This is a genomic window from Parabacteroides sp. MSK.9.14, assembly GCF_019041495.1.
Classification (GTDB): domain Bacteria; phylum Bacteroidota; class Bacteroidia; order Bacteroidales; family Tannerellaceae; genus Parabacteroides; species Parabacteroides merdae.
Genome location: NZ_JAHPXO010000025.1, coordinates 69,493 through 82,840, shown reverse-complemented (window position 1 = coordinate 82,840; position 13,348 = coordinate 69,493). Strand labels below are relative to the sequence as shown.

Below are 13,348 nucleotides of genomic sequence, written 5' to 3'. Positions count from 1 at the left end.
ATAAATTGCGGGCTGCCGCCAGTGTCGTGCTGGCCAAAAAGCCGAAGGTGGAAACGACCGCAATCCGGGAAATGCGGGAAGAAGTAAAAAAGATAATAGAAAAAAAGTAATTACGAAAGGATCGTAACTAAAATATGTTTGTATATTTGCGAAACAACTTTGATAAAAACAATAAAATATGAAATACTACAAATTGTTTGCTATACTGATTCTGGCCGGGATGATGGCTTGCTCCGGTGAAAAGAAAGAGAAAGGTTCCGAAGAAAGCGTAGAAACCGTTCTGCCGGATGAGACAAACGAGGTGACGGTGATGAAGTTGAATACTACTGATTTCAACCACGAACTGATCAGTAACGGCAAACTGTCAGCCCGAAACTTTGTCGACCTAAAATTCGAATCGGCAGAACCGATCGCCAAGATATATGTGAAGAACGGCGATCGCGTGACGAAAGGGCAAAAGCTCGCAGAACTCTCAACCTTCCGCCTTGCCAACAAGACAGCGCAAGCCAAAGATGCACTCGAACGCGCCAAACTGGAACTGCAAGACGTACTGATCGGACAGGGCTACAAACTGGAAGATTCTACAAAAGTACCGCCCGCAACCATGCAGTTAGTCAAGGTAAAAAGCGGGTATGACCAGGCACTGATCTCTTGGCAGCTTGCCAAATACGAACAACGAAACGCAGTCCTGACCGCCCCTTTCGACGGTGTCGTCGCTAACCTGTTCGCCAAACAGTTCAATACGGCTTCTACCTCCGATGTTTTCTGTTCCATTATCGATACCCGCACATTGGAAGCCGCTTTCACAGTTTTGGAAAGCGAACTGCCGCTTATCAAAACAGGCGATCGTGTAGAGGTAGCTCCTTTTGCCTTGTCCGATGTCACGGCTGACGGCCGTATATCCGAAATAAACCCGCTGGTAGACAAAGACGGGATGGTACAGGTGAAAGCTGCCGTAAACGATAAAGGTAAGTTGTTCGAAGGGATGAATGTACGAGTAAGTATCCATCGTTCGCTGGGTAAACAGTTGGTCGTTCCCAAAAGCGCTGTCGTACTCCGTTCCGGCAAACAGGTTGTATTCACATTAACGGAAGACAAAGCATACTGGAACTATGTACATACAGGTTTGGAAAATGCCGACAGCTATACGATCATTGACGGACTGAAAGAAGGGGATATCGTGATTACAAGCGGTAACATTAACCTGGCTCACGAAGCACCGGTCAAAGTAATTGACAATTGAAAATGGACAATTGACAATTCAGAAATCATAATTTATAAATCATAAATCATAGTTCTAATACATGATAAAGTTTCTACTACAACGCCCTATCGCGGTATTGATGGCTTTTACGGCTTGCTTTATCGTGGGACTGGTTACTTACTTCACCATTCCGGTGTCGTTGCTGCCTGATATTGCAATTCCGGAGATCACCGTACAGGTATCCGGCCAGAACACTTCGGCACGCGAATTGGAAAACACAGTAGTAAAAACCATCCGCCAGCAATTAATGCAGGTTGCCAGTTTACGCGACATCCACAGTGAAACACGCGACGGTGCTGCCATCATACGCCTAAACTTCGATTTCGGAACAAATACGGATCTGGCTTTTATCGAAGTCAACGAAAAGATAGACGCAGCTATGAACTACCTGCCACGTGAAGTAGAACGTCCACGGGTAATCAAAGCCAGTGCCACTGATATTCCCGTATTCTGCTTGAATCTGACATTGAAAAGCGACAGCGCTTACAGTGAAATAAACGAAGGATCGTTCCTCGACCTTTGCCAGTTTGCCGAAACGGTGATCAAACGTCGTATCGAACAGTTGCCCGAAGTGGCAATGGTAGATGTGACCGGAATTCTGAAACGGCAGTTACAGATTGTTCCGGACATGAAGTTGCTGAAAATGTCGGAGATCACACTTGACGATCTGGAGGCCGCACTGACATCTAACAATATAGAACCGGGTAGCATGACCGTACGTGACGGCTATTACGAGTACAATATCAAGTTCTCGACACTGCTGCGCACACCGGAAGATGTCGAGAATATTTATATCAGGAAAAATAACCATATTTTTCAACTGAAAGATTTGGCACGCATCTCCGTCGTGCCGGAGAAAGAGACCGGAGCTTCCCTTTCCAACGGGAAACGGGCGGTAACGCTGGCTGTAATCAAGCAGGCGGATGAAAATATGGATAACATGAAAGAGGCATTGGCAGAAGTGACGGATTACTTTGCTTCCGTCTATCCGGATATCGATTTCAGTGTCAGCCGCAACCAGACGGAATTGCTGGATTATACCATCTCGAACCTGAAACAAAACCTGTCGTTGGGTTTCCTTTTCATCTGTATCGTCGCCATCCTTTTCTTAGGGGATATCAAGAGCCCGGCAGTAATCGGGTTAAGTATGGTGGTGAGCCTGATCATCAGTTTCCTTTTTTTCTACCTCTGCAAGATGTCGCTGAATATCATCTCCATCTCCGGGTTGATCCTGGCTTTGGGTATGATGATCGACAGTTCGATCATCGTAACGGAAAACATTACCCAATACAGGACACGAGGAGACTCGCTGGAAGAGGCTTGCAATAAAGGGACGACCGAAGTAATTACTCCGATGCTGAGTTCCACTTTTACGACAATTGCCGTCTTCGTTCCGCTTGTGTTCATGAGCGGAATAGCAGGAGCGATCTTCTTTGACCAAGCCTTTGCCGTCACCGTCGGTCTGATGGTTTCCTATTTCACGGGAATCATGCTGCTGCCGGTACTCTACAAACTGGTATACAGTATTCCGGACATCAAACATAAGGATTTCAATATGCGAATCAACAATCTGGTAAAAGAGCATACATTGGACCGCTTCTATGATACCGGAGTGGATTTTGTGTTCCGTCACAAAACGGCAAGCCTGATTTTCATTGCCATTACGCTCCCGCTTTGCGCCTTTCTGTTCTACGAAATACCGAAAAGCCGTATGCCGGAGATAGACCAGAACGAACTGATCGCTCATGTGGAATGGAACGAAAACATCCATATCGATGAAAACCAGAGCCGTGTCAGCCAGTTATTCGCCTCTATCGACAATCAGGTACAAGAACACACGGCCTATGTCGGGCAGCAGCAATTCCTGTTGAACCGGGATCGCGAGATGTCGGTTTCTGAAAGCGAGTTATATTTTAAGACGGAGAAACCAACCGGAATCGCTCCTTTGCAAAAATCGGTGGAAAAATGGATCAAAACGCATTACCCGATGGCAGTGATATCCTTCTCGCCTCCCGAAACAGTATTTGAAAAGCTGTTTGTGACAGGTGAAGCCGACATTGTCGCCGAATTGCACACCCGCAATAAATCTGAAGCACCGGAAGCCTCCGTCTTGAATAAAATAGAACAGCAAATCGAGGCGAAAACAGGACATACTCCTGTCGGTATCACCTTCGACAATCAGTTAAATATCACAATAGACAGACAGAAACTTCTGCTTTATAACGTCGACTACAACGAAGTGTACCGGTTGCTGAAAACGGCATTCAAAGAGAATGAAGTAGCAACGCTCCGCTCCTACCAACAATATCTGCCAATCGCATTGGCCGGGGAAGAACAAACGGTTAACGAGGTCTTACAGAAAACATTGGTAAACACTGTTCCTGACACGGAAGGCAACGTACGATATATCCCGCTGCAATCGCTGGTGCGTGTCACTCCGGGAGAGGACTTGAAAACGATCACGGCAGGAAAGAACGGAGAATACATTCCATTCAGTTTCTATGATATAGACAATGCCGAACAGTTGATGGAAAATGTAAAAAAAGAAATCGATACAGACTGGGATATCGATTTTTCAGGAAGTTTCTTTTCCAACCGGCAGATGCTGAACGAGCTGGTCGTGATTTTGTTCATTTCGATCCTACTGATGTATTTCATCCTGGCAGCCCAGTTCGAAAGTTTCCTGCAGCCGCTCATCGTGCTGCTTGAAATTCCGATCGATGTAGCAGCCTCCTTGCTGGTGCTCTGGATATGCGGCCATACCATGAACCTGATGAGTGCCATCGGTATCGTCGTGACCTGCGGTATCATCATCAACGACTCCATCCTGAAACTGGATGCTATCAACGAACTCCGCAAAGAAGGGGTTCCTCTTATGGAAGCCATACATGAAGCCGGACGGCGGCGCCTGCGCCCTATCATCATGACATCATTAACGACAATATTCGGAATGGTTCCGCTGCTTTTCACATTCGATATGGGCAGCGAACTGCAAAAGCCGCTCTCCATCGCCATGATCTCGGCCATGCTGATCGGTACGGCAGTCAGCCTTTTTGTCATACCACTGATATACTGGTTCATTTATCGCAAACATGAGGTTGGTAATTTGAATGTTGAAAATTGAAAATTGGAAGTTATGGACAGGAAATTCATTTATAGATATGTCATCACGTTGTTGATGCTTGCATGCGTATTCGGAGGAAAAGCGCAGCTCACACTGACGCTGGAACGAACTATCACACTGGCGGCCGACAGTTCGCTGAACGCTTTCCGATACAAAAATATGTATCTGGCCGGCTACTGGGAATACCGGACTTACAAGGCCGGCCGTCTGCCAAGCCTTACCCTAAATCTGACGCCGGCACAATACCGCCGTTATTTTACCCAACGATATGACTCGGAGGCTGATATCGACGTATATAGAAAACAACAATCGTTTTATGCGGGCGGGCAATTGGAGATCGAACAGAATTTCGACCTCTTAGGCGGTACATTCTATTTGGATACAGACTTGGATTATATGCGCTATTTCGGCGACCAAACTTATAACCAGTTCTCATCGGTTCCGATCCGCCTCGGCTACCAGCAAGACTTATTGGGGTATAACGCTTTTAAATGGGAACGGAAAATCGAACCGTTGAAATACGAGAAGGTCAAGAAAGAACTATTATATAATGTAGAGCAAATGAGCGAGCAAGCAACGACCTATTTCTTCGCTCTGGCAATGGCACAGGTGGAATATGATCTGGCCAAGGAAAATGTCGCCACGACCGACACACTGTACCGGACAGGGCAGGAACGGCATAAGATAGCTTCTATCAGCCGAGCGGATTTGCTGACACTGAAATTGGATGCCGTAAACGCACGCAACACATTGAAAAATGCGGAAATCGCCCTAAAACGTGCCATGTTCAGCCTCGCCTCTTACTTGAACTTCGACAAGAATACAGAAATACGCCTGCGCCTCCCAAGCCGCCCGCGCAATATGGAAATCTCGGTCGACAAAGCACTCGAATTGGCACGTGCAAACAACCCGACCTTTCTGGAGTTGCGCCAGCAAATATTAGAAGCCCAGCAGCAGGTAGACAAAACCAAGAAAGAAGCGATGTTCAACGCCCAGATCAATGCCAGCGTCGGATTCAACCAAGTGTCCAAGAACATACAGGACGCCTACAAAAATCTGCAACAGCAGGAAATCGTCTCTTTGTCTGTTTCGATCCCGTTGGTAGACTGGGGCGTACGAAAAGGGAAGCATAATATTGCCAAGAACAACCTGCTTGTCACCGAAACATCCGCCAAACAAAAAGAATTGACAGTAGAAGAAGACGTGATTATGACAGTCGGCGACTTCAATATCCAGCAAGCCCTGATTGGAAGTGCCGAAGAAGCGGTAGACCTGGCAGAAACAGCCTACAGCGAAACCAAGCAACGCTTCATGATCGGAAAAGCGGATATCAACAGTCTTACTCTGTCGCTGAACCGCCAACAGGAAGCGCAGCGGAACTATATTTCGGCTTTACAGAACTACTGGCTGAGCTATTATAAGATCCGAAAACTGACGTTGCACGATTTCGAAACGGGAGTTTCCCTTTCGAACGAGTTCGAATATAAATACGGATTGTAACAAAAAATGAATAATGAGTGCATCTCCTAAAATATCCTCTTTCACCATCATCGTCACCTTCCTTTGCGTGGCACTGGCAGGGATTGCCTTTATACCGCTGCTGCCGATCAAGCTGTCGCCGTCACGCACGCTGCCACAGTTGACTATCAGCTATAACATGCCGGGCAATTCGGCACGCGTGATAGAGATGGAAGTGACCTCGCGGCTCGAAGCGATGTTGGCACGCATCAAGGGGATCAAGGAGATCAATTCCACGTCCGGCAACGGATGGGGATATGTCACGCTCGAGCTGGACAAGCATACCAATATCGATGCCGCCCGTTTCGAAGCGTCTACCATCATCCGACAGACATGGCCCAGCCTACCGGACGGACTGAGCTATCCAGTCCTGGAAATGAGCCGGCCGAACGACAAGGAAGTACGGCCTTTCATGAGCTACACACTGAATGCGGCAGCCACACCCATATTCATACAACGCTTTGCCGAAGACCAGATAAAACCTCGCCTAAGCGGGATTCCCGGCATCTACCGCATCGATGTCAGCGGTGCCACCCCGATGGAATGGCGACTGGAATATGATAGCCGTCAGCTGGCAACGTTAGGTATCAGCATCCCGGATATACAGAAAGCGATCAGCCAGTATTATCAAAAAGAATTCTTAGGAACCGGAAACGTGGAAACCCAGTTGGCGACTTCGTGCAAAGAAGGACAAAGTAGCCAGTGGATACGTCTCGCTTTGGTTCCTGAAAACGAAACAGACGGATTCAACCCATCGCTTATAACCGTCCTGAACAAAGACGGCAAGCTGATCCGCCTGGACCAACTGCTAAAAGTCACCCGTCAGGAAGAGGCTCCACAGAGTTATTACCGTATCAACGGCTTGAATTCCATCTATCTGTCCATCCGCGCCGAGGAGACGGCGAACCAGCTGGAACTTGCCAAACGGGTAAGAGCCGAAATGGAACATATCCGTACCTTGCTTCCACCCGGTTATGAAATACATACCAGCTATGACGCGACCGAATTCATTCAGGACGAACTGAACAAGATTTATGTCCGTACGGGGCTCACCGTCCTGATCCTACTGATGTTTGTCTTGCTGATCACACGCGAGATAAAATATCTGTTACTGATCATCATCAGCCTTTCGATCAACCTCAGTATTGCTGTCATCCTTTATTATCTGTCAGGACTGGAAATGCAGCTTTATTCGTTGGCAGGCGTCACAATCTCACTCAGCCTGGTGATCGACAACACGATCGTCATGACGGAACATATCCGGAACCGACATAACCGAAAGGCAATCCTATCCATATTGGCAGCCACTTTGACAACGATAGGTGCACTGGTCATTATCTTTTTCTTAGATGAAAAGATACGCCTCAATCTGCAGGATTTTGCGGCTGTCGTCATCATCAATTTAGGAGTCTCCCTATTGATCGCGCTTTTCCTGGTTCCCGCCCTAATCGATAAGATGAACCTGGAATGGAAAAAAAGCGGAAAAAAGAACATATCCGGAGAAGAGACCGAGTATACATGGAAAAGCCAGATCAGAAAAAGAACGAACCGCATTCTCAAACGTTTCCCTGTCTACTACAACCGGTACTATCAATGTCAGATCGATTTCCTTTGCGGATGGAAGAAATTGGCATGTTTCATTTTACTGTTAGCATTCGGCATCCCGGTTTTCCTGTTACCGGAAAAAATCGAATACGACACGAAAGACAAAAAGAAGGTCTACACGGCAACAGACACCCTGCTAATCGATACATATAATAAATTCGCCTCCAACGAGACGTACAAGGAGAAGATCAAACCCATCGTCGATAAGGCGTTGGGCGGGACCCTACGCCTGTTCGTACAAAAAGTTTATGAAGGAAGTTACTTCACCCGCAACGAAGAAACGGTCCTGTCTGTCAGCGCATCGCTCCCGAACGGGACGACCTTGCCACAAATGAATACCTTGATGAGCCGGATGGAAGCCTATCTCAGCACCTTCAAAGAAATACGACAGTTCCAAACAAACGTCTACAGCGCACGCCAGGCCGGTATCCGCATCTATTTTACGAAAGAGAGTGAACGGAGCGGTTTCCCGTACACATTGAAAAGCAAAATCATCAGCAAAGCTCTTGAATTGGGGGGGGGGAGCTGGCAAGTCTACGGTTTGCAGGACCAGGGATTCAGTAACGATGTACGCGAAGGAGCCGGTTCTTTCCGTATCGTGATGTATGGTTACAACTACGACGAGCTGTACGAATGGGCCGAACAGCTGAAAGCCAAGTTGCTCACCCACCGCCGCATCAAGGAAGTGCTGATCAATTCAGAGTTCTCGTGGTGGAAAGACGATTACCAGGAGTTCTACTTCAACCTCAACAAAGCCCGGCTGACCCAGGAGGACATACAGCCGATCGACCTGTTCGCCTCCATCAATCCCGTTTTCGGAAAGGACATTTATACCGGGACGATCGTCGTCAACGAAGAGACAGAGAAACTGAAACTCTCCTCCCGCCAGTCACAGGAATACGATGTGTGGAGCATGCAGTATGTTCCACAAACTATTGACGGCAAGCCCTACAAGTTAGCAGAACTTGCAAGTGTCGAAAAAGGACAGATGCCGCAGAAGGTTTGCAAAGTAAACCAACAATACCGCCTCTGTCTGCAATACGAATATATCGGGGCTTCCAATCAGGGAAATAAGATACAGGAACGCGACCTGAAGGAAATCAATGCCATACTGCCGATGGGTTATACCGCCAAGTCGGAAAGCGCTTACTGGTATTGGGACAAAAAGGACAATAAACAATATCTTCTGTTATTGCTGATCATCGTCATTATCTTCTTTACCACCAGTATCCTGTTCAATTCGCTGAAACAGCCCTTGGCCGTTATCTTTGTAATACCGATCTCTTACATTGGCGTATTCCTCACGTTCTATTGGTTCAAATTGAATTTCGACCAAGGAGGATTTGCCTCCTTCGTCCTGTTGTGCGGCATAACCGTTAACGCAAGCATCTACATTTTGAATGAATACAACCAAATCCGGCAACGCAAACCGTTGATGTCGCCCTACAAGGCATATCTGAAAGCCTGGAATGCTAAGATCACGCCCATTTTCCTCACAGTCGTTTCGACCATCTTAGGCTTCATCCCATTCATGTTAGGTCCGGATAAGGAAGCGTTTTGGTTCTCGCTTGCCGCCGGCACCATCGGCGGGCTTGCCATGTCTATCTTAGGAATCTTCCTCTATTTACCTCTTTTCACATTAAAAAAACAACCCTAACCTTAACTTTCCCCTTTCAAATAAGGATTACCGTTTATCATCAAAATACTCTGTATGCCAGTCGTTTGCATATTGTCAACAAAATGTCAACTCTAACATTCACCCTCCAATAAAGCAAAATATACTTTTACGACCTCTTTAGACCTGTTCAAATCTTTCCTCTCAAAAGGAAAACACACTGGCTTCTCTTTCTGTTTAAATAGGGTATACTTGCATCGGTCCATTTCTTTGCCATCCATTTGGCAATGCCTGACAGATAAGTTGTGAGAAGGTCTCTGCCTCTCAACCCACAGAAAGCAGAGTTTTTTCACATTTTAATAAATATAATTATGAATAATTTTTTTAGTTATCTAAGATTACTTTTACTCGCAACGAGTGGAATGTTACTATTGTGTATAATCTTCGCCATGAATCCGGAATTAGCAGACGGCACGCTGTCCGGAAAAATTTGCTGGTTTCATTTCACATCTCTATTGTTAGCCGGTGGGGTTCTACTTATGGAATTCACAACAAAGAAAAGCCGTTTTATCTTTTCATTACCGGATGCCTTATTATTACTTCTGTTCGGTATCGTATTGGTTTCTTACGACAAAGACGAGAATCTTCAGCCGGAACGTTTCCTTTTCATCGCTCAGCTGGTTGCTCTCTGGTTTATGCTCAGAGGTGCTTTACAGGCGCATCAGGAATTACGACCGTTTTTCATTACGATCATCATATTTACCGGAATCGTTCCGGCCATCTGGGGGATCAGCCATACCATCAATCCTGCTCCCATCACCCATCCTGTCTTCAGGCTGCTTGAAACATCGCTGAAACCAGAGCCTTTCTATGGCTATATCGCAGTCATTTTTCCAGTCTGTCTGAACACATTACTCCGTTTTAAGAATTGCGACAAGATCGCTTTGTGGAAATCCCGTACTTTCCTGTTCTATTTCTCCATTCTCGGATCTACTTTGATTATCACCACCTTAATATTCAAAACAGACCAACCCGTATGGCTTGCAGCCCTCCTTTCCGGAATCTGGGTTTGCTGGATGAGGCTGATCGGATGGAAACAGACGAAAGAAGCCATACAGAACCACATCCAGCTGTTTGCCATCTCTTCGATTATCCTGTTTGTTGCGATCACGGCAGTCATTTTGGTCGGGAATATCCAAAAAGCCCAGGCCGGAGATCGCCGGCTTTTGATCTGGAATATCACGACCCAGGCTATCATGGAACATCCGGTAACCGGCATAGGTATAGGCGGCTTTCCAGCTACATACGCAAAGGAACAATCTGCCTATTTCGAAACCGATACCGCTTCTTCCAAAGAAAAACAAACCGCAACCTGTCCCCAGTATGCATACAACGAATATCTGCAAATAGGACTTGAGTTAGGTATTACGGGGTTGCTGTTCTTTATCTTCTGGCTCGCATTTTCCCTTTATTATGGGATCAGACACAGACAGATTGGAGCATCCGGCGGAATTCTGGCACTCGGAATCTTCGCCCTTTATTCCTATCCGCTCCAACTCCCGACCTACTGGGTTCTGCTCTTATTCCTGACCGCCATATGTGTGACCAATCCGAAGCATAACAAGCAGCGAGCACAGAGGAGTATCCCGTATATCAGTGCCATCGCCGCCATTCTTACCTGCATTCTTTTCTACGGACAGAAAGATACCTACTATACCTATAGGGAATGGAAGACGCTTCAGGAATTATATCATAATCAGGAGTACGAACAAGCAGCCAGCCGGTATGCCGGTCTGTTTGTCCAGTTATACCACCGGACAGATTTTCTATATGAGGGAGCAGAATGTTTCTATAAGACCGGACAGCACGATATTGCCATCAAATGGTTGGACAGGGCATTAAAACTAAGTGCAGCCCCCGAACTATACTATGCAATTGCAAAAAACGAAAAGGCGATCAAGCAATACCAGAAAGCGGAAAGTTACCTGCTGGAAATCAGCAGGATTTTACCGGAACAGGGATATACCTACTTCCTACTCGCCAAATTGTATACAAACCCCTCTTTTTTACATCCGGACAAATTCCATAAAGCAGCCAAGAGGTTTCTCGCCTTCCAGCCCAGTACACAAAACAACATAACGAAGGAAATGAAAGAGGAAATACTGCAAATCATCAGGAACTGGAATTTCGGCAAATAACAAATAGGAATTGAAGCATACCGATATGCCCATTCAACGGTATTGTCGTACCCCGGCATATCGGTACATTCATGTATTATTCCACAACCGGAACCAGACGCACTTTCAATGTTTCCTTCCGACCGGCTTTCACATCAACATCAAAAACAATCCGGACAGAACCGGGATTCGGAGCATCGTAGCTATGCGACGGAACATTATCGACCACAGAGAAGGCGGCAGCCGAAGGACTGTCGATAATCACATGTAATTTCTTACCTTCTTTCGTCAATTCTATCGTGTGGGAATCGAGCAGCTTAGGAGTGGCGGAGGTGACCATCGTCCACCGGACAGAAGCTGGTTGGCCGGCAGCCTGCACCTGATCCGTTACCTGCAAATACCGTTCCTTCACAAGCACAACCTCGCGTGTCGCTTTCTTCAGATTACTACCGAACAAAGAAGTCATATCCAAGCTGGCTCCCAACCGTGCATCTTTCGTATAAGTAGCGAGAATCGGAACCGCTCCTTTTACCTGGTGCTTTTCTCCGTTTACCGTCAACGTATTATGCACAAAGTTATTATAGCGGAAGACATCCCAACGTTGCCCGTCCTGATCACCGTTCCACAGTCGTACGCCTTCCTTTTCCAGAGAATAATACTCCTGCATACCCAAATCCTGTGCCCAACGAACTCCCTGAGCTTCGAACACAAATGATCCGGCATCCATATGAGCATGGTTGGCCGAAGCCGTTCCTCCTTTTATCCCGACATAAAAACCTTCTCCCTTATCCCATCCGGTACGGATCAGAGCTACAGGCACTTTTCCATGTCCGGTCCAGATTTTCGAGACAGGAGGCGTCACTTCCTTCATATCGAAGCGGGAACCATAGATCAAGATAATCGGCAGGAAACGCTCTTCTTCCGCAGTAAAATGCGTATCCTCGCGTGTCAGGAATATTTTTTCGTTCCAGAGCAAGGAAGGATCGCCTAATTTGGATGCATACCAGAACATGGCCGGAAAAGATTGAGTCGTTTCGCGTGCATCACTGAAATTGAAGGCAAGACCGGTCGTTCCCGCCATATACTGCATGAACCGGGCCGAAGACATAAAGCCCTCCACCGCACTCAGTCCTCCATCCGAACCGAGAGCCGATTCCAAAGCGGCGATTAGCATCACATTGAAACTCGTCCCATATCCCCAATAATTATACCCTTCCGGATAGTTGCCGTCAGGCGCGTACACTTTCATCGACAGAGGAACAGACGACATAGCCCGTTCAATAACAGCAGCCGCTTCTTTGCTGTCCGAATCCAAAAGGGCAAGGGCTCCATATACCAGCCCGGTATTGCAAACCTGGTTCCAGTTGTTTTCTGCTTTCAGGAACCAGTTATATTGTTTGTCGTTCGACGGAGCAAAACCTTTCTGAAGAATCGATTCACGTACCACTCTCCTTGTTTCCGGAGACAGCTTATCGAACAGCCAGTCATAACCGATCGCAACCGCCATCGTCATCTCGCCGACATCCAAGAAATGAGACGGGTTCCAGTCGCCGAAAGAGCAGACGGACACCATCTCCTGCTCGGCACGCAAGCGGTATTTATCTTCGCCGGTCATCCGGTATACAAACGAAAGGTCAAAAATACGTTTCAAAGCCTCACGGGAAACGGCCAACAGACGACGTCCCTCTTTCTTATATGTTAACGTCGGACAGACCAACAGCCGGTCGGCTTCTCCGACAATCTGCTTATAGACGCGCTGCATTTCGGGGTTATCTTTCAGGCTTTCTCGTATCTGCTGCTCCTCACCCTGCTTCATCAATAAGCGGGGATGGCCACTCACTCGGTTATAATCAAAAGTCTGGGCAACAAGACGGGTGCCGGCACATAAAAGGAGACAAATAAAAATGAGATAAAGTGTCTTATTCATAATATCAGAATTATTTGAATGATTGATGGGGATAAAGATAGGAAAATAAAATTATCTTCCGGACATTTCGGTCAACTTGAAAAGTATTTTTCAGAAAGAGGGCACCAACATCTCTTGC

General features: G+C 46.8%; 6 protein-coding genes. 5 read left to right on the top strand and 1 reads right to left on the bottom strand.

Features of this window, described 5'->3' with window-relative positions; genetic code table 11:
• Window positions 1–178 precede the first annotated feature (178 nt).
• The 5 genes from KTG12_RS13910 to KTG12_RS13890 all read left to right on the top strand — a co-directional run bounded on the left by KTG12_RS13910 (window position 179) and on the right by KTG12_RS13890 (window position 11,324).
• Complete coding sequence (locus tag KTG12_RS13910) at window positions 179–1,243, top strand: efflux RND transporter periplasmic adaptor subunit (protein WP_022322394.1); 1,065 nt, start codon at window positions 179–181, stop codon at window positions 1,241–1,243.
• Between the two features lie 61 nt (window positions 1,244–1,304).
• On the top strand, window positions 1,305–4,388 hold the full coding sequence (locus tag KTG12_RS13905) for an efflux RND transporter permease subunit (protein ID WP_022322395.1): 3,084 nt from the start codon (window positions 1,305–1,307) through the stop codon (window positions 4,386–4,388).
• A 54-nt stretch (window positions 4,389–4,442) separates the two neighbouring features.
• Window positions 4,443–5,888, top strand: coding sequence for a TolC family protein (locus KTG12_RS13900; RefSeq protein WP_227226016.1), 1,446 nt, complete (start codon window positions 4,443–4,445; stop codon window positions 5,886–5,888).
• Window positions 5,889–5,901: 13 nt separating this feature from the next.
• Complete coding sequence (locus KTG12_RS13895) at window positions 5,902–9,168, top strand: efflux RND transporter permease subunit (protein WP_216945460.1); 3,267 nt, start codon at window positions 5,902–5,904, stop codon at window positions 9,166–9,168.
• 497 nt (window positions 9,169–9,665) lie between these two features.
• A complete protein-coding gene (locus KTG12_RS13890) occupies window positions 9,666–11,324 on the top strand; it encodes an O-antigen ligase family protein (RefSeq protein WP_227226012.1) in 1,659 nt (552 codons plus the stop codon).
• 76 nt (window positions 11,325–11,400) lie between these two features.
• On the opposite strand, the gene KTG12_RS13885 is transcribed toward KTG12_RS13890, so the two are convergent.
• Window positions 11,401–13,230: a heparinase II/III family protein gene (locus tag KTG12_RS13885; protein WP_155144160.1), complete on the bottom strand. Its 1,830-nt coding sequence runs from the start codon at window positions 13,228–13,230 to the stop codon at window positions 11,401–11,403.
• Between the last annotated feature and the right edge of the window lie 118 nt (window positions 13,231–13,348).

What these genes read in the sequence shown, in the direction of transcription:
- KTG12_RS13910 (WP_022322394.1), top strand. Translation starts at nt 179, where the DNA reads ATGAAATACTACAAATTGTTTGCTATACTGATTCTGGCCGGGATGATG.
- KTG12_RS13905 (WP_022322395.1), top strand. Translation starts at nt 1,305, where the DNA reads ATGATAAAGTTTCTACTACAACGCCCTATCGCGGTATTGATGGCTTTT.
- KTG12_RS13900 (WP_227226016.1), top strand. Translation starts at nt 4,443, where the DNA reads ATGCTTGCATGCGTATTCGGAGGAAAAGCGCAGCTCACACTGACGCTG.
- KTG12_RS13895 (WP_216945460.1), top strand. Translation starts at nt 5,902, where the DNA reads ATGAGTGCATCTCCTAAAATATCCTCTTTCACCATCATCGTCACCTTC.
- KTG12_RS13890 (WP_227226012.1), top strand. Translation starts at nt 9,666, where the DNA reads ATGGAATTCACAACAAAGAAAAGCCGTTTTATCTTTTCATTACCGGAT.
- KTG12_RS13885 (WP_155144160.1), bottom strand. Translation starts at nt 13,230, where the DNA reads ATGAATAAGACACTTTATCTCATTTTTATTTGTCTCCTTTTATGTGCC.